18 protein-coding genes are annotated in these 23,431 nt (G+C 74.2%); 15 read left to right on the top strand and 3 right to left on the bottom strand.

Annotated elements, in window-relative coordinates:
• Positions 1-10: 10 nt before the first annotated feature.
• Positions 11-1,375 carry a metallopeptidase TldD-related protein gene (locus tag LX83_RS38505; RefSeq protein WP_253774926.1) on the bottom strand — a complete coding sequence of 455 codons (1,365 nt, stop codon included), beginning with the start codon at positions 1,373-1,375 and terminating at the stop codon, positions 11-13.
• On the bottom strand, positions 1,372-2,859 hold the full coding sequence (locus LX83_RS23385) for a TldD/PmbA family protein (RefSeq protein WP_253774924.1): 1,488 nt from the start codon (positions 2,857-2,859) through the stop codon (positions 1,372-1,374). Before LX83_RS23385 ends, LX83_RS38505 begins: the two co-directional genes overlap by 4 nt.
• Positions 2,860-2,982: 123 nt before the next feature.
• Between LX83_RS23385 and LX83_RS23380 the strand changes: the two genes are divergently transcribed.
• Positions 2,983-3,621 carry a DUF6239 family natural product biosynthesis protein gene (locus tag LX83_RS23380; RefSeq protein WP_253774922.1) on the top strand — a complete coding sequence of 213 codons (639 nt, stop codon included), beginning with the start codon at positions 2,983-2,985 and terminating at the stop codon, positions 3,619-3,621.
• Here the strand turns inward: LX83_RS23380 and LX83_RS23375 are convergent.
• Entirely contained in the window at positions 3,594-4,808 is a 1,215-nt protein-coding gene (locus LX83_RS23375; protein WP_253774920.1) for a class I SAM-dependent methyltransferase, read from the bottom strand. The genes LX83_RS23380 and LX83_RS23375 overlap by 28 nt on opposite strands.
• A 793-nt stretch (positions 4,809-5,601) precedes the next feature.
• On the opposite strand from LX83_RS23375, the gene LX83_RS23370 reads away from it, so the two are divergent.
• From LX83_RS23370 to LX83_RS23305, 14 genes are all read left to right on the top strand, one after another.
• Positions 5,602-6,603, top strand: coding sequence for a DUF1702 family protein (locus tag LX83_RS23370; protein ID WP_308204031.1), 1,002 nt, complete (start codon positions 5,602-5,604; stop codon positions 6,601-6,603).
• Positions 6,604-6,626: 23 nt separating this feature from the next.
• Complete coding sequence (locus LX83_RS23365) at positions 6,627-8,528, top strand: FG-GAP repeat domain-containing protein (protein WP_253774916.1); 1,902 nt, start codon at positions 6,627-6,629, stop codon at positions 8,526-8,528.
• Positions 8,525-9,505: an enediyne biosynthesis protein UnbU gene (locus LX83_RS23360; protein ID WP_253774914.1), complete on the top strand. Its 981-nt coding sequence runs from the start codon at positions 8,525-8,527 to the stop codon at positions 9,503-9,505. Before LX83_RS23365 ends, LX83_RS23360 begins: the two co-directional genes overlap by 4 nt.
• Positions 9,502-14,994 (top strand): type I polyketide synthase, encoded by a 5,493-nt coding sequence (locus tag LX83_RS23355; protein ID WP_253774911.1) that lies wholly within the window; start codon positions 9,502-9,504, stop codon positions 14,992-14,994. The genes LX83_RS23360 and LX83_RS23355 overlap by 4 nt, the downstream gene beginning before the upstream one ends.
• Before the next feature lies 1 nt (position 14,995).
• Positions 14,996-15,418 (top strand): acyl-CoA thioesterase, encoded by a 423-nt coding sequence (locus tag LX83_RS23350; RefSeq protein ID WP_253774908.1) that lies wholly within the window; start codon positions 14,996-14,998, stop codon positions 15,416-15,418.
• Positions 15,418-15,966 (top strand): hypothetical protein, encoded by a 549-nt coding sequence (locus LX83_RS23345; RefSeq protein WP_253774906.1) that lies wholly within the window; start codon positions 15,418-15,420, stop codon positions 15,964-15,966. Before LX83_RS23350 ends, LX83_RS23345 begins: the two co-directional genes overlap by 1 nt.
• Before the next feature lie 5 nt (positions 15,967-15,971).
• Complete coding sequence (locus tag LX83_RS23340) at positions 15,972-16,274, top strand: winged helix-turn-helix transcriptional regulator (RefSeq protein ID WP_253774904.1); 303 nt, start codon at positions 15,972-15,974, stop codon at positions 16,272-16,274.
• A gap of 166 nt (positions 16,275-16,440) precedes the next feature.
• Positions 16,441-17,325: a maleylpyruvate isomerase N-terminal domain-containing protein gene (locus tag LX83_RS23335; protein WP_253774902.1), complete on the top strand. Its 885-nt coding sequence runs from the start codon at positions 16,441-16,443 to the stop codon at positions 17,323-17,325.
• 26 nt (positions 17,326-17,351) lie between these two features.
• Positions 17,352-18,290 carry a hypothetical protein gene (locus LX83_RS23330; protein WP_253774900.1) on the top strand — a complete coding sequence of 313 codons (939 nt, stop codon included), beginning with the start codon at positions 17,352-17,354 and terminating at the stop codon, positions 18,288-18,290.
• Between the two features lie 120 nt (positions 18,291-18,410).
• Positions 18,411-19,613, top strand: coding sequence for a DUF6004 family protein (locus LX83_RS23325; RefSeq protein WP_253774898.1), 1,203 nt, complete (start codon positions 18,411-18,413; stop codon positions 19,611-19,613).
• 141 nt (positions 19,614-19,754) lie between these two features.
• Positions 19,755-20,654 carry a 50S ribosomal protein L11 methyltransferase gene (locus LX83_RS23320; protein ID WP_253774896.1) on the top strand — a complete coding sequence of 300 codons (900 nt, stop codon included), beginning with the start codon at positions 19,755-19,757 and terminating at the stop codon, positions 20,652-20,654.
• Positions 20,654-21,295, top strand: a complete 642-nt coding sequence (locus LX83_RS23315; RefSeq protein WP_253774894.1) for an NHL repeat-containing protein — start codon at positions 20,654-20,656, stop codon at positions 21,293-21,295. Before LX83_RS23320 ends, LX83_RS23315 begins: the two co-directional genes overlap by 1 nt.
• 17 nt (positions 21,296-21,312) lie before the next feature.
• Complete coding sequence (locus tag LX83_RS23310) at positions 21,313-22,617, top strand: ABC1 kinase family protein (protein WP_253774893.1); 1,305 nt, start codon at positions 21,313-21,315, stop codon at positions 22,615-22,617.
• An 88-nt stretch (positions 22,618-22,705) separates the two neighbouring features.
• Positions 22,706-23,407, top strand: coding sequence for a winged helix-turn-helix transcriptional regulator (locus LX83_RS23305; protein ID WP_253774891.1), 702 nt, complete (start codon positions 22,706-22,708; stop codon positions 23,405-23,407).
• Positions 23,408-23,431: the final 24 nt, after the last annotated feature.

Here is a 23,431-nt window from a genome sequence, read left to right as displayed (position 1 = left end):
CCTCCGGTTGTCACGCCGCTGGACTCACCGCGGCGAAGTCGGCCACCCGCAGTGGTGGCATGGCGGTGCGGGTGCGTTCGTCGTCCCATTCCCTGGCCAGTGCGGCGGTGGTCGACCCCACCTCGGTGATGCGGTCCAGCAACCGCACCGGGCTGTCGTTGAACCGGAAGTCGTCCACCGCGGCCACCACTTCCCCGTCGCGCACCAGGTGCACGCCGTCCCTGGTGACACCGGTCAGCAGGAGCGTGCGCGGATCCACGTCCCTGAGGTACCAGAGCGAGGTGAGCAGCAGGCCGTCCACTGTGGACGCGATCAGCTCGGGCAGGGACGGTCCGCCGGGTGGGCCGTCGAGGATCAGGTTGCCGATGCGCGGCGTCACCGGAGTGCCTGCCCGGTTCGCGGACGCACGGGTGTGCACCAGGGCGGTGAGCACCCCGTCGGTGATCCAGGACGTCGGGCGCAGCGCCAGACCGTTGTCCGACACGGAGGTGTCCGCGCCGGAGGTGCGGGCGACGACGAACGGGTCGCAGGCCAGGCCTGGTTCGCCCGGATCGCTGCGCAGGGTCAGGGGCAGGCCGCTGAGCCGGTCGCCGAGCCGCCCGCTGAACGGGCTGCGGCCGTCCTGCGCGTCGCGTGCGCCCGCCGACCAGTAGAGCTGGCGCATCAGGTCGGCCGTGCAGGAGGGTGGCAGCAGCACTTCGTAGCGGCCGGGGCGCAGTGGTGTGCGGCGGGCGCTCCAGTCCAGTCGCTGGTCCAGTCCGGTGAGCAGCGCGGGCAGGTCGAACTGTGTCGGGTCGTCCACCTCCGCGCCCGCCCAACTCGACGCCGCGAGGTGTTCGTCGCGTGCGGTCACATCGATCAGGGCGGTCGGTTGCACGTGTCGCAGCCGCAGGCCGGTGGTGCTGCCGACCCAGGTGGTGCGCACCTCGTGCTCGGCGTAGCCGTGCAGCACCCGGCCGCGTGGCGCGCGGCAGCGCGCGGCCTCGGCCGCGTCGGTGGCCAGCCCGGTGAGTGCGGCTGGTGGTGCGGTCGCGGCCGGGTCGCGCCAGTGCGGTGCCTCGGGCTGGTCGGCGGGCACCAGCGGGGGCAGGTCGGCTTCGGCGTCCGGTCGCCGGGCCGCCCGTGCCGCGGCCGCCACCAGGTCGTGCACCGCGGCCGCGTCCACGGCGCCGCTGGCCGACACGACTCCGGCCGTGCCGCGTGCGGTCAGCACGGCCAGGTGCACCCTGCGGTCGAGCACGTGCGCGGCGCTGGTCGCCGTGGCACCCACCCAGCGCAGGTGCGAGCGCACCGTCTCGTCCACGACCGCCACCACTCCGTCCCCGGGGCGTGCCTCGGCCAGGGCGCGCTCCACCACCTCGTGCGCGGGGATCACGTGGCACCGCCGACGTGCAGCACGGACACGCCGTGGAACAGGGCTGAGGGCACCGCGTGGCTGGCGGCCGCCGCCTGCGCGGGGCGGCCCTTGCCGCAGAAGTCCGCGCCGAAGGAGGTGACCGTGCTGGCGTCGCCCAGGCCGGCCAGTGAGCGCCAGAAGTCTGTTGTGGACGACTGGTAGGCGGCGCCGGAGACCGGTTCGGCCAATCGTCCCGCTCGGATGCGGTGGCAGCGCTGCGCGGTGAACTGGAAGTTCTCCCGGCGCGAGTCGATCGACCAGCTCGCCGAGCCCGCCAGGTACAGGCCGTCCGCGACGCCGGCGATGAGGTCCTGGGTGTTGCACGGGAGCGGTGACGGTTGCAGTGAGACGTTGGGCATGCGCGGCAGCGGGACGTGTGAGGACGACTCGGCGAACGCGCATCCGGTGGAGCGGGTGGCGCCGATGGCGGCCGCGGTGGACCGGTCGGTCTGGAATCCGGTGAGCACGCCGCGTTCGATCAGCGGCCACGACTGGGCGGCCACGCCCTCGTCGTCGAAGCCGACGGTGGCCATGCCGTGCGGTGCGGTGCGGTCGGCGGTGACGGTCATCAGTTCGGAGCCGTAGCGCAGTCTGCCGCGCAGTTCCGGGGTGGCGAAGGTGGTGCCGGCGTAGGACATCTCGTGTCCGAGCGCGCGGTCCAGTTCGGTGGCGTGGCCGACGGTCTCGTGCACGGTGAGCCAGAGGTTCGAGGCGTCCAGCACGAGGTCGTAGTTGCCGGGGCGCACCGGCCGCGCGGCGAGCTTCGCGGCCAGGTGTTCGGGCATCGCGGCGATCTCGCCGGCCCAGTCCCAGCCCGTGCCGCCGAGGTACTCCCAGCCGCGTGCGGTGGGCGGGCCCAGGGAGCGCAGTGTCGCCACCGCGCCGGTGCGCGGGTGTTCTCCGGCCGCCAGCACCTGCGGGTGCACGCGCACGCGCTGCTGGGTGGTGGTCGTGCCGGCGAGGTCGGCGTAGAAGCGGTTCTCCTGCACGGCGGTGAGCTTGGCGAGCACGGAGGACACGTGCGGCGCGGCGAGCAGGTCCCGGCTCCACCCGGCGAGCACCGCGGCCCGCTCGGGTTCGGGCACGTCGAACGGGTTGACCTGGTAGGCGGAGCACCACAGGGCGTCGGCGTGCACCGGCTCGTCGGCGAACACCACGCCGCCGCCCAGCGGCTGGCACGCCCGCGCGACCTGCCAGGCGTGTTCCGCGGTGGTGGCGGCGGCCTCGGCGGTGAGTTCGGAGGTGGCCGCGAACCCGTGTCCGCGGTCGGTGAGCACGCGGACCGAGAGCGCGGTCCGCTCGGTGTCGGCCGTGGCGGTGGTGCTGCCGTTGCGCAGCAGCAGGTGGCCGTGCCTGGTGCGGATGACCTGCACGGCGGCGTGCCGGACGCCGGGACGCCGGGCCCGGTCGAGTGCGGCGTCGGCCAGTCGGCGCAACGGAAGGGCGACAAACTCCTGGTTCAACCCGCACCACCTCGCTCCGGCCCGACCCGATCGAGCCTACTATCTCAAAGTAAAGCAAATGTGCTCGGGGAAAGGCAGGGTGCGATGGGCCGCGGTGTCCGGTGGTGCTTCCCGTTCTTGGTCGTGCCCGTGCTCCTGGTGTGCTCCGCCGGCACCGCCGCCGCGCAGCACCACGGCGTCGACGCGGGCGGTCCGGCGTCGCTGGGCGGGGTGTGGCTGCGCCTGCTCACGGTGGCCGCGCTGGTCGTGGTCGCCGCGGTCGCGCTGCTGCGGCCGTTCGCGGGCGAACTCGGCCCGCGCACGCGCGTGCTCGCCGTGTCGGCCGCCGCCACGGCCGTGGTGGGTGAACTCGCCCTCGCGCCCACCCGGGTCGACCGGCTCGACCCGCGCGTCGTGCTGCTGCCCGTGGTGCTCGCCACCGGCGCGCTGGCCGTGCTGCCGCTGCACGCCTGGGCGTGGAGCGCGGCGGCGCGCCTGCTGCCGGCCACCGTCGGTGTGGGCGCGCTGGTCGTCGGCACCGCCCCGGCGGCCCTCGGCGAGTTGGTGGCGGGTGACTGGGCCGGTGGGGTGCTCCGGTCCAGCGCGCTGGCCTGGGTGGCCGCGCTGGCGTGGTTCGCGCTCAGTGCCCCGGTGGGCCGGATCGCCGTGCGCCTCGTCGCGGTGACGGCGTTCGCGGTGGCCGTGGCGGTGGTCGCGGCGGTGCCCGGGTTCGTGGCGGCGGGCGAGCACACCGCTCAGTCGACGCTGACCTCCGGCACGTAGCGCACCCAGCGCCCGCCGGCCTCGGCGAAGGCGCGCTCCTTGGCCATGATCTCCTCGGCGTGGTTCCAGGCGAACAGCAGCGCGTAGTCGGCCGTGCCCGGCCCGAACGCCTCGGGAGGGAGCACCGGGATGTGCGTTCCCGGCGTGAGCCGGCCCTGCTTGGCGGGGGTGGCGTCGATGACCGCCGACACCAGCTCGGGGCCCAGCCCGCAGTAGTTGGCGACCGTGGCGCTCTTGGCCGTCGCGCCGTAGCCCACCACCCGCGCGCCCTCCGCCCGCAGGCGCCTGAGCAGCGCGACCAGCGCGCGGCGGCGGTCCGCGGTGCGCGCGGCGAACTCGCGGAGCCGACTCATCCGGTGCACGCCGAGCGCGTCCTCCTCGGCCAGCAACTCGTCCACGGCCGCGGCCGCGGGCCGTGCCCCGGTGTGCGCCGCGGTGAACCTGATCTGTCCACCGTGGACCGGCAGTCGCTCGACGTCGACCAGCTCCAGTCCGGCCCGGTGCAGCAGCCCGACCACCGAGCGGGCGCTGAAGAACAGCACGTGCTCGTCGATGATCTGGTCGAAGGCCGTGTTGGCCAGCACCGAGCCCAGGTAGGGGTCCTCGAAGACGAAGACCCCGTCCGGCGCGAGCAGCGCGGCCACCCCGCGCAGGATCGAGTTCACGTTCGGGTCGTGGCTGACCGTGTTGGCGGAGAACACCACGTCCGCCGGACCGTGCTCGGCCAGCACGTGCCGGGCGAGGGGTTCGGTGAAGAAGTCCACCCGCACCCGCACGCCGCGCGCGGCGGCCTCCAGTGCGGCGTCGCCGGACGGGTCCACGCCCAGGTGCCGCACGCCGCGCTCGGCTGCGGTGCGCAGGAACGTGCCGTCGTTGCTGCCGATCTCCACCACGAACGGGTCGGTGCGCCCGTCCAGCAGCAGCTCGGCGACGCGGGCGAAGTGCTCCCGCATCACCGCGGAGCCGGCCGAGCGGTAGGGGTAGGTCTGGTGGAACATCCGCTCGGCGGGCGGCACCTCCAGGAGTTGGACCATGGTGCAGGTCGAGCACTGGCCCAGCGCCAGCCGGAAGAAGTACTCCCGGGACAGGTCGTCGCCGGGGGCGGGGAAGGCGTCGGAGAGGGGCTGGCGTCCCAGGTCGAGGAACTGGGTGACCGGGCCGGTGCACACGAGGCACGAGGTTGCCATTTAAAAAATGGTAGTTACTGGTGGTGAGCTGGGCAACCTTGGCCACGTCAGGTCCCTGCGGGCTTGACAGTGGCGGCACGCTTGCTGCTACAAAAGATAGAAGTCAGAGCAAAGCTTGCCGAACCGGCGGACAACCGGTGCCCCGGGGGGTGGTTGTCGTTGTGGGCACCCACCGTCCTGTCCGGTCGCCCGAGTCGGAGTCCTTCGTCGCCAGCGTGCCCACGACCTGGGCGGGCGGTGGCGTGCGCGGCGCGTCCGACCCGGGCGACGCCGACCGCGTCGGTGGCCGCCGCTGCCTCCGGCCCGCCCTCCGCCGGGACGGCGGGACCGACTCATCCACAGTGGACCGTGCGGGTGGCGTGGCGGGCGGGCGCTGGCGGCCGGTGACCGCGCCGCGCGGCCGCGGCGCCCGTGCGGGGTGGGGCGCGGGTGTCCGGGGCCGGTGTGCCCGCCCGGCACGACAAAGACGCGAGAACTCTTTGCCAACCGTAGTGCCCGGCCGGCTGGCCGCGTCGCCGCGAACAATTGTGTGGACAATTTGTAGGTTTACGCCAAATGGTGACGGCATGGTGTCGGCGAACTGGCCGAATGATCGTTGTGGAAGATTTTCAACAGCGGCGGAAACTTTGTTCGCGGACGGTGCGCTAAAGCGCGTCAAAGGTGCCGGGGGATGGGTCATTTAGTTGCCTGCGACGATCGTGTGAAGTTGATGCCCCGTCTTGATGCGCTGCGGAACTCCTGGTAGACACGGCAGGCAGGACAGGATTAAGAGCTTTGTCCGGTCTTCTCCCGGGTGTCTGGGGCGCTCTGGGTGATCTTCGCAACGGATGGGGTGACGGTGCGAGCGCTCAACAAAAGACAAACTCCTGCTTTCTGGCCGAGATTCCGACCGTCGATCACGCTGCCACTGTCCATGGCCGACTTCGGGGCACGTGGATTTCGCACCGACCGCCCGGTCGCCCGGGCCGTGTTGGAACAACACGCACGCATGTTCCTCACCGGATTCAACATTGGCGCGGCCCACTGGCGCTCGCCGCACGAGGAGCTGCACAGCCGCGTGCCCGACGCCGAGCGGGGCTTCGCCTACGAGGGCGCCGGGATGTTCGCGGGGCTGCTGGACCTGGCCACCGCGGGCCGAGCCCGGGCACTGCGGCGGCTGCTGGACGGGCCCGGCGACCGGTACACGCACCTGGTGCACGTGGGCGCGGGCTGGCTGCTGACGCCGATGCGGGTCACCGCCGTGCCGCGGCTGCCCTCGGCTCCGCTGCTGCGCTGGCTGGCCCTGGACGGCGCCGGGTTCGGCGAGGTCTACTTCGGCGGCCTGCGCGCGCTGCAACGGAGGGCCCACCGCAGGCCCGACGCCCGGTGGGAGGCGCGCCTGGCGGGGTGCGGGCGGGCACTGTGGTTCGCCGAGTCCGCCGACGCGGCGGGCGTGGGCGCGGTGATCGGGCGCCTTCCCGCACTGGCCCGACCCCACGTGTGGGCGGGCGTCGGCCTGGCCGTCACCTACGCCGGGGCCGCCGACGAGGCCACCTTCGGCGCGCTGGAGCGGGCCGCCGAACCGCACTACGCCCACTTCGCCCAGGGCGTGGTGTTCGCGGCCGCCGCCCGGCACCGCTCCGGCATCGTGCCCGAGCACACCGCCCGGTCGGTGACCCGGTTCCTCGGCGTCGACGTCGCCGAGACCGCCGAGTGGAGCGAGACGGCCGCGCGGGGCCTGACCGACTCCGAGGACGTCCACGCGTACCTGCGGTGGAAGGCACGGCTCCGCGCGCTCGTCGACGCACGCCGCTGATCGCGAGGGAGAGTGCGAACCACATGCGTGTCCACGCACGACAGATCCTGGTGTCCACCGTCATCGTCGCCGTCTGCGCCGCGCTCGGCGTGTTCGTCGCCCGACCCGGCCTGAGCGAGGCGGACGCGGACGCGCTCACCGCGCGCTACGGCTTCGCCGCCGAGATCCTCAACCCCGCGCCGGCCAACGCCCGCAGGGAGCGCGTCGTCGCGCCCGACCTCCACCAGATCCGCGGCTGGATCTCCTCGGTCGGCGCGGCCGCCGCACTGTCCGATGTGCGCGGTCAGGGCTGGGCGGGCGACCTGTGCCTGGTCGACCCCCGGGACGACTCGGTGACGCTGCGCCCGGTCCGCCTGGCCGACCCCAACGGCTACGAGCCGGTGCGGCTGGTGCCGACCGGCCTGCCCTACGACCACACCATGGCGCCGATGGGCTGCGTGCCCGTCGACATCGACGCCGACGGCGACAGCGACCACGTGGTGCACTACTGGGGCCGCTCACCGGTCGTCTACCTCAACACCACCGGACCCGGCGCGCCGGTCGCCGGCGGCTACCGCGCGGTCGAGCTGGTCACGCCGATGGCGGTGTGGAACTCGGGCACGCTCAACGTCGGTGACATCGACGGCGACGGCAACCTGGACCTGCTGATCGGCAACTACTTCCCGGACGGCGCGCGGGTCCTCGACCCGGACGCCACCGACGAGACCCGCATGCAGATGCAGGACTCGATGTCGTTGGCGCGCAACGCGGGCACCAACCGCCTGCTGCTGGGCAAGCCCACCGGCAGGCCGGACGAACTGCCGGCCTTCACCGACGTGAGCACCGCGCTGTCCCGCGAGGCCGCCGGGTCGTGGACGCTGGCCACCGGCCTGCAGGACCTCACCGGCGACGGCCTGCCCGAGCTTTACCAGGCCAACGACTTCGGCCCCGACCAGCTCCTGCTCAACCAGTCCACCCCGGGCAACGTCAAGTTCACCGAGGTGCGCGGCGAGCGGGACATGACCAGTCCGAAGTCGACGGTCCTCGGGTGGGACTCGTTCAAGGGCATGGGCGTCACGTTCACCTACGACGGCGACGCGCCGCTGCCGACGGTGGTGGTCAGCAACATCACCACCCCGTTCGCCCTGCACGAGAGCAACTTCGCGTTCACCCCGGCCGGGACGCCGGCCGACCTCGCCGCGGGCAGGCTGCCCTTCGACGAGCGCAGCGAGGAACTGGGCCTGGCCCGCGCCGGCTGGTGCTGGGACGTCCGCGGCGGTGACTTCGACAACGACGGCGTGGACGAGATCATGCAGGCCAACGGCTTCCTCAAGGGCGAGACGAACCGGTGGCCGATGCTGCAGGAACTCGCCATGGGCAACGACGACCTGCTGCGCTTTCCCGCGTTCTGGCCGAACTTCGGGCCCGGCGACGACCTGTCCGGCCACGAGCCCAACCGGTTCTGGGTGCGCGGTCCGGACGGCCGGTACGCCGACCTGGCCGAGCGCGCCGGCATCGCCACCGACGACAACACCCGCGCGCTGGCCTACGGCGACGTGGACGGCGACAACAAGCTCGACGCGGTGGTGGCCAACCAGTGGGAGGACTCGGTGCTGCTGCGCAACACCGCGCCCGCCGGGCCGGCCGCGGACCTGCGCCTGGTGCGGCCCGCGCCGGCCGGCGGACCCGACGCGGTGACCGACGTGATCGGCGCGCAGGTGCGGCTGCACCACCCGGACCGGCCGCAGCGCACCCAGCTCTACCCGGCCAACGGCCACACCGGGGTCTCCGCGCCCCTGGCGCACCTCGCCCTGCCCGGCGGCGGCAGCACGCCCGCCACGATCAGCTGGCGCGACGCCCAGGGCCAGCACGAGGCGAAGGTGGACGTGCGGCCGGGCCACGGGACGATCCTGCTCACCAGCGACGGAACGGCGGTAGTGCGATGACCACCACGGCCTCACCCGACCTCGACCAGGGCAGCGCGCCCGCACCCGCCGACGCGACCCCAACACCCGCACCGCCCCCGGAACCCGGCCTGGCACCGGAGGTCAGGCGGGTGCGCGCGCTGGCGCGCTTCGCCACCACCATCACCATCTTCAACATCCTCGGGCACACCGTGCTGGGCTTCGAGCAGGCACCGGTCACGCCGATCGCCGCCGCGCTCACCAGCTACGCCACCGTGCTGCTGTTCGAGACGCTGGACGCCTGGGCCCGCCACCGCAGGCCCGCCTACGCGGGCGGGTTCCGCGCGCTGGTGGTGTTCCTGCTGCCCGCGCACATCACCGGGCTGGCGTGCGGAATGCTGTTGTGGGGCAACACCTCCCTGTGGCCGTACCTGTTCGCCATCACCGTCGGCAACGGCAGCAAGTACCTGGTCCGGTTGCGGGTCAACGGCAAGCTCCGGCACGTGCTCAACCCGTCGAACACGGGCATCGCCGTCACGCTGGTGCTGTTCCCGTGGGTGGGCATCGCGCCCCCGTACCACTTCACCGCGTTCCCGGTGACCACTGTGGACTGGCTGCTGCCGCTGGGCATCCTGATGTTCGGCACCATGCTCAACGCGAAGCTCACCGGCAAGATGCCGCTGATCCTGGGCTGGCTGGGCGCGTTCGTGCTCCAGGCGGTGCTGCGCTGGCTGCTGCTGGACCACTCGCTGCTCGGCGCGCTGGTGCCCATGACCGGTCTGGCGTTCATCCTGTTCACCAACTACATGATCACCGATCCGGGCAGCAGCCCGGGCCGGCCGCGCAACCAGGTGCTCTTCGGCGCGACCGCCGCGGCCGTCTACGCCGTGCTGGTGCTGTCCGGGATCACCTTCGGCCTGTTCTTCGCCCTGGTGATCACCTGCGTGCTGCGCGCCTGCGGGCTGCTGGTCCTGGAGTGGCGGCGCCCGCGCCGGACGATCGCGAGCGGTGCCCCGTGAGCGCTCGCCCCGGCGTCGCCGTGGTCGGCCTGGCCTGCCGCTACCCCGACGCCGACACACCAGGGCGGCTGTGGGAGACCGTGCTGGGCCGGCGGCGCGCCTTCCGGAGGCTGCCGGAACAGCGCCTGTCCAGCGCCTACCACGGGCCGGCCGACGACCCCGACCGCACCTACCTGACGCACGCGGGCCTGCTGCGCGGGTGGCGGTTCGACCGCGAGCGGTTCGGTGTGCCCGGGCCGCTGCACCGGGCCGTCGACCACACCCACTGGCTCGCCCTGGAGACCGCGGCGGACGCCCTGGCCGACGCGGGCTTCCCGGACGGGCGCGGGCTGGACCGCGACCGGGTGGGCGTGGTGTTCGGCAACACCCTGGCCGGTGAGTTCTCCCGCGCGGCGCAGCTGCGGCTGCGCTGGCCGTTCCTGCGGCGGGCGGCCGAGGCGGCGCTGGACGGCGCGGGCGTGCGCGCCGACCAGGCCCGCCAGGCGCTGGCCCTGCTCGGCGACCTGGTGCGCGCGCCGTTCCCGGTGCCGGGGGACGAGTCGCTGGCCGGCGGACTGGCCAACACCATCGCCGGCCGGGTGTGCAACCACTTCGACTTCCACGGCACGGGGTTCACCGTGGACGGGGCGTGCGCGTCGAGCCTGCTGTCGGTCATGACGGCGGCCCGCGCCCTGCTCGACGGCGACCTCGACCTCGCCCTCGCCGGCGGCGTGGACCTCAGCCTCGACCCGTTCGAGCTGGTCGGGTTCGCCCGCACCGGGGCGCTGGCCGTGGACGAGATGCGCGTCTACGACCAGCGGCCCACCGGGTTCCTGCCGGGCGAGGGCTGCGGCGTGGTGGCGCTGATGCGCGCCGAGGACGCCGAGCGCCAGGGCGTGCGGACCTACGCCGTGCTGGTGGGCTGGGGCACGTCCTCGGACGGCGCTGGCGGCCTGACCCGGCCCAGCGCACCCGGGCAGGGGCTGGCGATGACCCGCGCCTACCGGATGGCCGGTGTCCCGCCGCACGCCGTGGAGCTGGTGGAGGGGCACGGCACCGGCACGCGGGTCGGCGACGAGGTGGAGCTGACCGCGCTGTGCGCGGTGCGCGGCGCCGGCTCGCCCAGGGCCGCCCTCGGCTCGGTCAAGGCCAACATCGGGCACACCAAGGCCGCGGCGGGTGTGGCCGGCCTGATCAAGGCGGTGCTCGCGGTGCACCACCGGGTGCTGCCGCCCACGACCGGGGTGCGCGACCCGCACGAGCTGCTGCGCGCACCGCAGGCGCCACTGCGCCTGCTGGACGAGGCCGAGCCGTGGAGCGCGACCACACCCCTGGCCGCGGTGTCGTCCATGGGCTTCGGCGGCATCAACGCCCACGTGGTGCTGCGCGGCCTGCCGGCCAGGCCGGTCACGGCGTTGCCGGCGCGCGTGGCGGCGCTGAGCCGCGCCCCGACCCGGCACGACATCGTGCTGCTGGACGCCACCGACACCGCCGCGCTGGACGAGCGGCTCACCGCGGTGGCCGGCCTGGCACCCGCGCTGAGCGGCGCGGAGCTGCACGACCTCGCCGCCACCCTGCACGCCGAGCGGCGCGGCCCCGGCGCGGTGCGCTGCGCGCTGGTCGCCGACACCCCCGACCGCCTGCACCTGGCGGCGAGCAGCGCCCGCACCCACCTGTCCACCTGGGACGGTGCCGTGCTGGTGGACGAGGCGGCCGGGGTGGTGCTCGCCGCCGGCCCGCCACGCCGGGTCGGTCTGCTGCTGCCCGGCCAGGCCGCGCCGGTGCGCGCGGACCTGGACTGCTGGGCCGCCGGACTGGACGTGCCCGACGCGGGCGCGGCCGTGGTCGACGGCGCCACCGACACGGCGCTCGCGCAGCCCGCCGTGATGCGCCACTCGCTGGCCGCGCTGGCCTGGCTGGACGCCTGTGGCTGCCAGCCGGTCGGCGCGGTCGGGCACAGCCTGGGCGAGATCACCGCGCTGGCGTGGGCCGGTGCGCTGGACGCCCGGGCCGCGCAGGCCGTCGCGGTGGCCCGCGGCCGGGTGATGGCCGAGCACGGCACGCCCGGCACGGCGATGGCGGGCGTGGCCGGCGACGAGGACCTGGCCCGCGCCCTGGCCGACGGCCTGGACGTGGAGATCACCGGGCACAACGGGCCGGCCCAGACCACCCTCGGCGGGCCGGTCGAGCAGATCGCGGAGCTGCTCGCGCGGGCCAGGGCCCGCGGGGTGCGGGCGGCCAGACTGCCGGTGTCGCACGCGTTCCACAGCAGCGCCATGCGGGCCGTGGCCGAGCCGCTGCGGGCCGTGCTGGCCGACGTGCCGTTCGGGCCGCCGGCCCGGCCGGTGTTCTCCACGGTCACCGGCCGGCCGCTGCCCTCGGACACCGACCTGGTCGACCTGCTCACCGCGCAGGTGACCCGGCCCGTCCGGTTCACCGAGGCGCTGGCCGGGCTCGCCGCCCGCTGCGATCTGCTGGTCGAGGCCGGCCCCGGGACCACGCTCACCGACCTGGCCCGCGCCGCCGGGGCGAGCGCGGTCTCCCTGGACAGCGGCAACCCGAGGCGCCACGCCCTGGCCACGGCCACGCTCGCCGCGTGCCTGGCGGGGGATCTCGGCGCGTGGTTCGCCGGCCGCGTCCACCGGCCCCTCGGCCTGGACACCGGGATCGACCTGCTCGCCAACCCCTGCGAGACGGACCTGCCCGGCCTGGGCGCGCCCCGCGTCGAGGACCTGGTGGACGCCCCGGCCCCGGTCGAGGTGTCCGCGCCGGAGCCGCACGCGACCGGGACCGGAACGCGGCCGCTGACCGTCGTGCGCGAACAGCTGAGCCGGGTGCTGGAGCTGCCGCTGGCGACCATCACACCGGACAGCACCCTGCTCGGCGACCTGCACCTCAACTCGCTGCAGGCGGTGCAGGTCGTCGGGACGATCGCCGAACTGCTCGGCCGCAGACCGCCGGGCAGCGCACTGTCCATCGTGGACACCACCGTCGCGGAGGTCGCGGAGCTGCTGTCCGCGCAGCCCGCCGTCGAGGCGGCCGGCGACCAGCCGCCCGTGGGCGTGGACCGCTGGGTGCGGGCCTTCGAGCACCTTTGGACGCCGTTCCAGCCGGTGCCGGAACCACCCGGCGGCACCTGGGAGTTCGACGCCCCACCCGGCCACTGGCTGCGCGCCACCCGCGGTCTGCCCGGCACGGCCGGCGAGCGGAACCTGGCCGTGTGGCTGGCGGGGGAGCGGCCGGAGGACGTGGCCCGCGTGCTCGCGCTGGTCGCCGGGTACCGGCCCCACCGCCTGGTCATCGCCCACCGGGGGCACCCCGCGGCCGCCGCCGTCGGCCGCAGCGCGGCCGTGGAGCTGGACGGGTGCGCGGTCACCGTCGTCCACGTCGCCGGCGAGGCGCTCGACCCGGAACTGGTCGCCGCCGCCGGCTACCGGGAGCTGCGGGTGCGGCCGGGCGGGGTGGAGCAGCTGACCACGCACGCCCGCCGCCTGACGCCCGGCGGTGCGATCCCGCTCGGCCCCGGCGAGGTCTGCCTCGTCACCGGCGGGGCGAACGGCATCACCGCCCGGTGCGGCGCGGCGCTGGCCGAGCGCACCGGCTGCGCGCTGGTCGTGCTCGGCCGGTCCGACCCGGACGCGCCGCACGTCGCCGAGGCGGTCCGCGCGCTCGGCCAGCGCGTCACCGTCCACTACCTGCGCGCCGACGTCACCGACGCCGCCCAGGTCAGCGCCGCCGTGGCGGCCGCGGCGCGGATCGGGCCGGTGCGGGGCCTGCTGCACGGCGCGGGCGTCAACCAGCCCCGCCTGCTCGGCGCGGTGACCGCCGAGACGCTGCGCGCCACGCTCGACCCGAAGGTGGTGGGGCTGCGCCTGCTCCTCGCCGCCGCGCCGGAACTGCGGCTGGTCGTCGGGTTCGGCTCGATCATCGGCCGCCGGGGGCTGCCGGGGCAGGCCGAGTACTGCGTGGCCAACGACTGGCTGCGCGCCGAACTGGAGCGCGCCGCCACCCCGGACCGGCGGTGCCACCTGCTGGAGTGGTCGCTGTGGGACGGCGTCGGCATGGGCGAGCGGATGGGCGTCGTGGACGGCCTGGCCGCGGCCGGGATCATGCCGATCAGCGCGGCGGACGGCCCGCCGGCCATGCTCGACGTGCTGGCCGACCCGGACGCCCCGCTGACGCTGCTGGTCACCGGGCGCTTTCCCGAGGGGCCGACGCTGTCGGTCGCGGGCGCGCCGCCCGAGCCGCTGCGCTTCGCCGAGGACCTGCTGGTCCGCTACCCGGGCGTGGAGGCCGTGCTGGCGGCGGAACTGTCCCTGGGCCACGATCCCTACCTCGACGAGCACCGCGTCACGGACGTGCCGGTGCTGCCCGCCGTGGTCGGCCTGGAGGCGATGGCGCAGGCCGTGGACGCGGCGGTGGGGCAGCCGCGGGCGTGGGAGTTCGCCGAGCTGGACCTGCGCAGCCCGGTCACCGTGCCGGAGCGCGGCACGCGCACCCTCCGGGTGCCGGCACTGGACGACGGCGCGGGCGCGGTGCGGGTCGCGCTGCGCGACGACAGCGACGGCTTCGCCACCGACCGGTTCACCGCCGTGGTGCGGGAGGCCGGCGATGCCGGCCCGGACGGGCCGCCGGACGAGAACCCGCCCGTCGACGGCGGCCCGCACGCGTTCTACGGCCGACTGCTGTTCCACCGGGGCCGGTTCCGGCGGCTCGTCGGCTACGACCGGCTGTCCGCCTTCCAGGTGCGGGCCCGGGTGCGCGCCGACCCCGACACCCGGTGGTTCTCCGACTTCCACCACCAGCGGCTGCTGCTCGGCGACCCCGGCGCGCACGACGCGGCCCTGCACGTGCTGCTGGCGTGCGTCCCGCACCGCCGCGCGCTGCCGGTCGGCGCCGACCGGTTCACCGTGTGGCGGGCGCCCGAGGGCGTGCTGCGCGTGCACGCGGTGGAGACCGCGCACACCGCCGACGACTACGTGTTCGACGTGGACGTGCTCGACACCACCGGTGCGCGCGTCGCCCGGTGGGACGGGCTGCGCCTGCGCGCCATCGGCCCGGCCCGCTGGGACGAGGCCATGCCCGCCTCGCTGGTCGGTCCGCTGCTGAGCCGCCGGCTGATCGAGCTGGATGTCGCCCAGCGGGTCGAGCTGGTGGTCGACAGCGGCGTGGCCGGACACACCCTGCTCGCCGACGCCGACCACCCGGTCGGTGTCGCCTGGGGCACGACCGCGGCGCTGGAGCCGTTCGAGGCCTCCGACGGCGACACCGCGGCCGCCGTGGCGCGCAAGCTCGACGAGCCCCTGGAAGTGGCCGCCGGCCGCATCACGGCCGGTCGGGTCGCCCTCGGCCACGCCGGCCTCGACCGGCGCACCGGGCTGGAGGTCGCCGAGGTGACCGACGACGGCCTGCTCGTGCTGCGCGGCACGGGCGCGGTGGTCGTGGTCGCCCGGCCCGCGGTGGCCGGGGTCGGCGAACCCGTCGTCGCGATCGCTGTGGAGGTGGACTGACGTGCGCGAGTACGTGTTCCGGCACCGCGTCACGTTCGACGAGACCAATGTGGTCGGCAACGTCTATTTCGCGCACTACCTGCACTGGCAGGGGCACTGCCGCGAGGCGTTCCTCGCCGACCACGCCCCCGGCGTGCTGCGCGAGGTGCGGCGCGGGGAACTCGCGCTGGCCACCGTGTCGTGCGCGATGGAGTACTTCGCCGAGTGCTTCGCGCTGGACGAGATCGAGGTGGCCATGACGCTGCGCGGCCGGCGGGGCAACCGGGTCGAGATGGACTACGAGTTCCGCCGCTGCGGGCGGCTGGTCGCGCGCGGCGGGCAGGTCGTCTCCTGCCTGCGCCGCACCGCCAGCGGCGTGCTGCCGGTGCGCGTGCCCGACGAACTGTCCGCCGCACTGGCCCCGTTCGTGAAGGAGACCCCGTGATGACCCACGCGCTCGACCTCCCCGTGCTGCGCACCCTCAACACCAGCCGGCACCGCCGGGCCCTGATGCTGTTCATGGTGGTGGTGGCCGCCCACTGGGCCGAGCACCTGGCGCAGGCCGTGCAGATCTACGTGCTGGGCATGCCTGTCGCCGAGGCGCGCGGCGTGCTGGGCATGCCGTTACCGTGGCTGGTCCACTCGGAGTGGATGCACTACGGGTACGCGCTGGTCATGATGATCGGCCTGATCCTGCTGCGGCCCGGGTTCGTCGGCCGGGCGCGCACCTGGTGGACCGCCGCGCTGGTCATCCAGGTGTGGCACCACTTCGAGCACCTGCTGCTGCTCGTGCAGGCCATGTCCGGCGCGAACCTCGCCGGGCGCCCGGTGCCGACCAGCGTGCTCCAGCTGCTGCTGCCGCGCGTGGAACTGCACCTGTTCTACAACGCGGTCGTGTTCGTCCCGATGGTGGTCGCGATGGTCAAGCACAACAACCCGTCGCCGCGGGAGCGCGCCGAGGCGCCCTGCGCGTGTGCGGCGGCGAGGAGTTGATCCGGGTGTTGCCAGAAGACGACGGCGACCGCCAGTTCTGCCCGCTGGCCGCCGGACTCGACGTGCTCGGCGACATGTGGACGGTGCTCGTCGTCCGCGAACTGCTCGTCGCGCCCGCGACCGAGGACGAACTGCTGGCGGGCGTGCCGGGGCTGGACCGCGAGCTGCTGGCGCCCCGCCTGGCGGCGCTGTGCGCCCACGGCGTGGTGGAGTGGGATCGGGAGTACCGGCTGACCCCGCTGGGCCGGCGGCTCCAGGGCCCCCTGCTCGCGCTGGCCCGCTGGGGACGAACCATCACCCAGCGGTGAGCCGGCCAGGCCGCTGTCCGCGGGCCGGCGGCGTGCCCGCGGACGCGCACGTCGGCACCGAGCACGGCTCGCCGCCCGCAGGTCGATCCGACGCGGGCGGCGAGCCGACCCAGGCGCAGACCGGGTCGCGGCACCGGGAGGCCGCCGAGGCGCGGCACTGTCCGATGTGGAGTTGCTGGATGATCCCGGTGAGGTGCGCGTGCGGCTCGAACTCAGCGACCAGCGGTGGCCGGGGCTGCGCGCCGCGCTGCGTGACGCGGCCGACCGGTTCGCCGCGCTCGTGCTCGCCTGCCCGGACGAGCACCGGGCGGCGGTGGGGGCGTGGACGGCCGCCGAGGTCGCGGCCCACACGGCGATCGTCGCCCGGCTCAACGCGGGCCTGCTGCGCGATCCGGCCGCACCGCTCGGCGTGCCCGAACTCGACCGGCTGATCGCCCGGACCACGCTGGGCGGCATCGCCCACCTCAACGACGTGGCGCTGCGCGAGTACCCCGAGCGGTCACCCCTGCTGCTCGCGCGCGCACTGCGGGACGCGGTCGCGCACCTGCTGGACCACAGCCGCGCACTGGACCCGGGCGCGCCGGCGACGTGGCTGGGCGGTGCCCGCCTGCCCGTCGCCGCGCTGCTGGCCCACCAGCTCAACGAGATCCTGTTGCACGGCCACGACATCGCGCGGGCCTGCGGGCTGGCGTGGCACATCCCCTCGGCGGAGGCGGCCTTCGCGTTCGAGCTGTTCCTGGTGCGGCTGCTCGGGTCCGAGGACACGGGCCGGCTGTTCGACAGGGGTGCGCGGGAGGGCCGCCCCCTGGCCGTCGAGTTCCGGTCGCCGCACACCGACCCGGTCGTGCTCGGCAGCGGCGGCGGCCGGATCACCGCCGGACCGCCCACCGGCACCGCGGACGCCCGGGTCCGGTTCGAGCCGGCCGCGCTGATGCTCACCGTCTTCCGCCGCGTGCGGCTCGCCCGCGCGGTCCTCACCGGCCGCGTGGTCGTCACCGGGCCCCGTCCTTGGACGGCCGTCACCTACCTGCGGCGGATGCGCACCCCCTGATCCGGTCCACCCACCCGGAGGTAGGCATGTCCACCAGCACCCAGCACTTCCGCTCCGCACCGCGACTGCGCCCCCGCCGCCCCTGGCTGGTCGTCGGCCTGAGCGCGCTCGTCGGCTTCCTGCTGACCGTGGTCTGGTCGGCGGAGTTCGTCGACAGCACGATCGGCGGCACGGTCGCCGACACCCTGCTCGGCCACGACGCGGCCAGCACACCGATCGCCGGCGTGGGCGCGGGCGTGCTCTTCGCGTTCGTGTCGGGCCTGGCCGGCACGTTCACCGCGTGCAACATCGCCGCGTTCGGGGCCATGGCGCCGGTCGCGGCCGACCACGGGTCCACAGTGGACCGCGTGCGGCAGGTGCTGCGCGGCCTCGGCCTGCTGTGCGCCGGCATGCTGCCCGTCTCGGCGGCCTACGGCGTGGTCGTCGCGCTGGTCGGCACGAGCATGCCGCAGTTCCAGACGACCGCCGCGGCCGGCCAGCTCGCACCTCGGCTGGTGCAGGCCATGGTGGTGTTCGGTGCGGTGGGCCTGGTCATGCTGTACCTGGGGCTCGCCGCGGCCGGCATCGTGCCCGACCCGCTGGCGCGCCTGGCCCGCCGCCGGCCGGGGGCGCCGCTGGTGCTGCTGGGCGCGCTCATCGGCGTGTTCCTGATCGGCCGCCCGTTCCCGCTGTTCCGGGTGATGTTCCGGGACGCGGCCGAGAGCGGCGACGTGCTCTACGGCGCGGCCGCGTTCGTGCTCCAGTCGCTGGGCAACGTCGTGCTGATCGCGGTCGGCCTGCTCGCCGTCACCCTGCTGGCCGGCGAGCGGCTGGGGCGCTGGCTGGCCGCCGACCCGCGCCGGCGGGCCGCCCTGACCGCCGCGGCCCTGGTGGCTGCCGGCGTGTTCCTGGTCCTGTACTGGGACGTGCGGATCCTGGAGCGCCGCGAGCTGATCCCGTGGTACCCGATCGCGCCGTGGGTCTGAACCCAGCCCTTGACAATACTTAATTAATATATAGCGTTGTGGGCAGCGTGACCGCTTCACGTTCTCTCCGGTGCCACGCCAGGCGCGGTGCCAACTCGACAGACGCTGGAGGTGTCTGGATTGAGTCTTTCCAAGGAGACCTACGAGTCCCTGAACCTGGAGCCCAAGCCGATCCGCCCGCACATCCTCGCCGCCGCGACAGTGGTCTTCGGCGACGACTACTACGCGGGTCGGCGGGAGACCATCAACCTCTCCGGCTTCGTCCAGCTGAACAAGTGGCCGATGCCCGGCTTCGAGCACACGGTGGACGAGAAGGGCTACGCGTCCTTCGAGACCGAGCTGATCAGTGCCCCCGAGGTCGGCATCAAGGGCTACAGCTACGAGCTGGACGACCGGCTGCAGGTGCTGTCCAACCCGTTCCTGCCCAACTCCGGCCACGTCCGGCAGATCGTGCCGGGCAAGAACTTCCCCGCGGAGTTCTACATCCGCCGGTTCGGCATCCTGGAGACCAGCACGATGCGGCTCGCGCACCGCAACGTCATCGACATCTACGGTGTCGTCGACAGCGTGCCGCCCTTCAAGAAGCCGCTGACCGGCCCCTACCTGGGCCACCCGCGCGGCGACGGCCCGTTCGACGTCGTGCAGGCGCCCAACGTCGTGCGCGGCACGACGCTGCCCGAGGCGTGGTACCCGGCCAACGACGAGAACGAGCCGGTCGGCATCACCCCGGAGGTGTTCTTCGCGGCGAGCGCCGGCCCGTGCATGTCGATGCTGGTCGACCCCTCGCTGATCATGCAGGTCACCCTGGAGGGTCAGCTGGAGCTGGAGGTCGGCGGGAAGACCGTCAAGGTCGACCTGGCGGGCGACTACCGCAAGGCGGCCGGCGCGGAGATCCTGCTGTTCGGGCCGGAGAAGCACAGCGAGGGCCCGGGCGTGCTCGCGCAGCTCGCGCGCGTCGCGGTCACCGGCCACTGCGCCGAGCTGGGTGGCCGGGTCATGCTGCGGGCGTCGTGGCCGCGCGTGTCCGGCGGCACCCTGGGCGAGGGCACCGAGGACAGCCTGAGCCGGGTCAGCTTCCCGAGCGACCTGCACATCGACGCCAACTTCGAGCTGTGCACGCCGCAGGGCACGCTCTACGCGGACAACGCCGTGCACGTCGCGGGCAAGCTGCGGGACGTGGAGGCGACCGGCACCGAGCTGAAGCTGGACGGCGCGGACGCGCCGCTGGTGACCACGGACAACGAGGTCCGCGCGCGGCTGACCGGCGTTGCGCTGGCCATGCGCGACGCGCACGTCGGCGAGACGGCGGCGGTCAACATCTGAGGCCGTGGCCCGGGGTCGGGGCGGTTGCCATCCCGACGGCGGATAGTTTAAATTCAAATAGCAAGTAGCCGATGGGTGTTGTCCGGTTCGCCGGGCGGCACCCACCGGCCTGCCCGGCGGACCGAGGGGAGAGCGCCCCACATGGATTCCCGGCTGCTCGCCATGCACCAGGTGATGCTGGGCGACCGCGTCCGCCTGGACGCCTACGACCGCGCCCTGGCGCGCACCGTCCGGCCGGGCGATGTGGTCGTGGACGTGGGCGCGGGAACGCTGGTGCTGTCGGTGCTCGCGCTCCGGCACGGCGCGGGCCACGTGTACGCCGTCGAGGCCGACCCCGAGATGGCCGCCCTGGCCGAGCGGATCGCCGCCGACAACGACTTCCGCGACCGGATCACCGTCGTGCAGGGCGACGCGCGCGTGGTGCGCCTGCCGCGCCGGGCCGACGTCGTGGTCGCCGAGCTGATGGGCAACCTCGGGCCCGAGGAGGAGATGGTCGAGCTGGTCGGCGCGCTCGCCCGGCGCAACCTCGCGCCCGGCGGCCGGATCGTGCCGCGCCGGCTGACCACGCACCTGACCGCCGTGCAGCTCGACGGCGAGGGCTGGGGCGTGTGGCGGGACGACCACCTCGGCTACCGGCTCGGCGCGGTGCGCGCCGCCGCCCCGCCAGCCGCCCAGCTGCACTTCTTCCAGCGCGAGCCGGTGCTGCTCAGCGCGCACGTCCCGGCGGTGGTCAGCGAGGTCGGCGCGAGCCGGTCCGGGCGTCCCCGGGGGCCGCGGTCGCTGCGCATCGACCGGGCGGGCGAGCTGCACGCCGTGATGGGCCACTTCAGCGCCGAGCTGGCCGACGGCGTGGTGCTGTCGAACTTCCCGTCCTACCCCGGCTGCAACTGGGCGGTGTGGACCTGGCCGGTCCGGCACACGCCGGTGCTGCCCGGCGAGGACGTGGTCGCCGAACTGGTCCCGCCGTCCCGGTCCGCCGCCGTGCGCGACCCGCTGGGCTGGCGGCTCGACTGCGCCCTCTCCCGCCGAAGGAGCGCCTGATGCCCATGTCCGTCGGCACCGTCCGCGACATCCCGGTCCGCGCGTTGAAGCTGTGCGGGCTCACGTGGTCGGGCGAGTTCCTCTGGTTCTCCGAGGCGGTGTCCAACCAGATCATGGCCCTGGACCCGGTGAGCGGGAACGTCGTGCGGCGCATCGCCTGCCCCGGCGTGCGCACCGACCTGACCACCCTGTCCGGCAACCTGGTGCAGGTGGTCGGTGACCAGCGGGCGCTGCGGCTGATCGACCCCGACACCGGGGCGGCCGTCGCCGAGGTGCCCAACCCCCGGCCCGGCAACCTGCTGTGCGGGCTGGAGGCCACCCGCGAGGGTGTCTGGTTCGGCTACGAGGACCTGCGCGTGCTCGACCTGCGCAGCGTGGACGGCGGCGAGCTGATCGACTCCATCCCGGTGTCCCGGCCGGTGGCCGGCGTGACCGTCTCGGATCGCTACGTCGTCTACGCCGACTACCGGGCCGGCACGATCAACCTGGTCGACGTCGCGCTGCGGCGCGAGGTCGCCAGCTACGACGTCGCGGGCAACCCGACCGGCGTCACCTGGGACGGCAGCCGGATCTGGTACTGCGACCACACCACCTTCCAACTGCGCGCCATCGCCGTGCCCGGCATCAGCGGGGCAGCCTGACTCCGGGGAGCCACACGATGTCCGACCGCATCGCCCTGTCCCGCCCCGCGGTGGTGCTGCGCGCCGCGCGGGTGGGCGCCGTGCTGCTCGCCGCGCTGGTGCCCACCCTGGTCGGCGGCCTGGTGCACGGCGCGCGCTCCGGCCGCCAGGCCGCGCTGCGCCACCTGTACCGACGCACCACCGCCCTGCTCATCCGGCTCGGGCCCACCTTCGTCAAGGCCGGTCAGGTGCTCGGCACCCGCCGCGACGTGCTGCCGCCCGCCCTGTGCGCGGAGCTGGGCGTGCTCCAGGACGACGTGCCGCCGATGGACCACGCCGAGACCGAGCGGGCGCTGGCCGAGGCGTTCGGCGACGAACTGGACGAGCTGTTCCGCGAGGTGGACCGGACACCGGTGGCCAGTGGCAGCGTGGCCTGCGTGTACCGGGCCCGGCTGCGGTCCGGGCGGCAGGCCGCGCTCAAGCTGCGCCGGCCCGGCGTGGACCGGGTGATGGCGCTCGACCTGCTGCTGATGCGCCGCGGCGCGGCGCTGCTGGCCAAGCTGCCGGTGTTGCGCGGCGTGCCGGTCACCGAGGTGGTGGACCACATGGCGGCCGCGGTGCTCAACCAGCTCGACTTCGACCGCGAGGCCAGCGCGCTGCGGCGGCTGCGGGCGAACCTGGCCGCGGTGCCGCGCGTGTGGGTGCCGCAGGTGTTCACCGAGGCGACCCGACCCCGCTGCATCGTCATGGAGTTCATCAACGGACTGGAGACCGGCACCGCCGAGCGCTGCTCGGCGGCCACCCGCAAGCGCTTCGGCAGGTCCGGGTTGACCGCGATCTACCAGATGCTGTTCGTGGACGGGTTCGTGCACTGCGACATGCACCCCGGCAACCTGTACTTCACCACCTCCGCCCAGGTCGTGGTGTTGGACGCCGGGTTCAGCGTGCAGCTGTCCGACCGGCTGCGCCGCCTGTTCGCCGAGTTCTTCATGAACATGGCCGTAGGTCGGGGTGACCGCGCCGCCGAGATCGTGGTGGAGAGTTCCACCGGTCTCGCGCCCGGCGCGGACGTCGCGGGGTTCCTGCCGCGCATGGCCGAGTTGGTCGAGCGCAGCCACGGCCAGTCCGCGAAGGAGTTCAGCCTGGTCGCCTTCGCCACGGAGATGTTCGACCTGCAGCGCAGGCACGGGGTGCACGCCGCGCCGGAGCTGATCTTCCCGCTGTTGTCGCTACTCGTGATCGAAGGAACCATTCGGGACCTCGACCCCGAGGTGGACTTCCAGGAGATGGCAAAGCCCGTGCTGGTCAAGGGGTTGTTCGGGGCTCGCCCAGCCGGTCGCTGACGCACAGTCGGGTGCCGGTGAACCGCGCCGGAGTGCCGGTGAACCGCTTTAGGTTACAATAGTGGAGGTGAACGGAGAGGGACGAGCCATGTCAACCAGGCGTACCTACCAGCAGTACTGCGGCCTCGCGTCGGCTCTGGACGTGGTGGGCGAGCGGTGGACGCTGCTGATCGTTCGCGAGCTGCTGATGGGCCCCGCCCGATACAGCGACATCCTGGCGAACCTGCCCGGCCTGGGCACGAACCTGCTGGCGGAGCGGTTGAAGTTCCTGGTGGAGCGCGGCGTGGTGCACCAGGTCGACGTGCGGGGCACCGGCGCGCAGCTGGCCTACGCGCTGACACCGGTCGGCGAGCAGCTGCGCCCGCTGGTCCTGGGCCTGGCGCGCTGGGGCATGGAGTTCGTCGGCGACCTCCGCCCGGAGGACACCGTCCGGCCGCACTGGGGCTTCCTCGCCGTCGAGGCGATGCTCGACCAGTCCAAGGTGTCCGATGTGGACGAGTGCTACGAGTTCCGCGTGGACGACCAGGTGTTCCACATCGCGGTGTCCGGCGGGCGGGCCAGTGCGGTGAAGGGCGCGGCCGAGTCGCCCGCCATGGTGGCGCGGACCGACGCGGCCACGTTCGTGCAGATCGGTGCGGGGCGCCTCACGCCGCTGATCGCCATGGTGACCGGCCGGCTGGCGCTGGAGGGTGACATGGACGCGGTGGTTCGCTGCTGCGACGTGCTCGGGCTGGAGACGGGCATGCCGGCCCGCCACGCCGGGCAGGTCCCGCCCGTGGCGGCGGTCTGAGTCCGACGCGACGCGTGGAGGTGA

The sequence above is a fragment of the Goodfellowiella coeruleoviolacea genome (assembly GCF_024171785.1).
GTDB classification, from domain to species: domain Bacteria; phylum Actinomycetota; class Actinomycetes; order Mycobacteriales; family Pseudonocardiaceae; genus Goodfellowiella; species Goodfellowiella coeruleoviolacea.
This window is presented reverse-complemented; position numbering and strand designations above follow the sequence as displayed.

What these genes read in the sequence shown, in the direction of transcription:
- LX83_RS23375 (WP_253774920.1), bottom strand. Translation starts at nt 4,808, where the DNA reads ATGGCAACCTCGTGCCTCGTGTGCACCGGCCCGGTCACCCAGTTCCTC.
- LX83_RS23365 (WP_253774916.1), top strand. Translation starts at nt 6,627, where the DNA reads ATGCGTGTCCACGCACGACAGATCCTGGTGTCCACCGTCATCGTCGCC.
- LX83_RS23360 (WP_253774914.1), top strand. Translation starts at nt 8,525, where the DNA reads ATGACCACCACGGCCTCACCCGACCTCGACCAGGGCAGCGCGCCCGCA.
- LX83_RS23345 (WP_253774906.1), top strand. Translation starts at nt 15,418, where the DNA reads ATGACCCACGCGCTCGACCTCCCCGTGCTGCGCACCCTCAACACCAGC.
- LX83_RS23330 (WP_253774900.1), top strand. Translation starts at nt 17,352, where the DNA reads ATGTCCACCAGCACCCAGCACTTCCGCTCCGCACCGCGACTGCGCCCC.
- LX83_RS23320 (WP_253774896.1), top strand. Translation starts at nt 19,755, where the DNA reads ATGGATTCCCGGCTGCTCGCCATGCACCAGGTGATGCTGGGCGACCGC.
- LX83_RS23315 (WP_253774894.1), top strand. Translation starts at nt 20,654, where the DNA reads ATGCCCATGTCCGTCGGCACCGTCCGCGACATCCCGGTCCGCGCGTTG.
- LX83_RS23310 (WP_253774893.1), top strand. Translation starts at nt 21,313, where the DNA reads ATGTCCGACCGCATCGCCCTGTCCCGCCCCGCGGTGGTGCTGCGCGCC.
- LX83_RS23305 (WP_253774891.1), top strand. Translation starts at nt 22,706, where the DNA reads ATGTCAACCAGGCGTACCTACCAGCAGTACTGCGGCCTCGCGTCGGCT.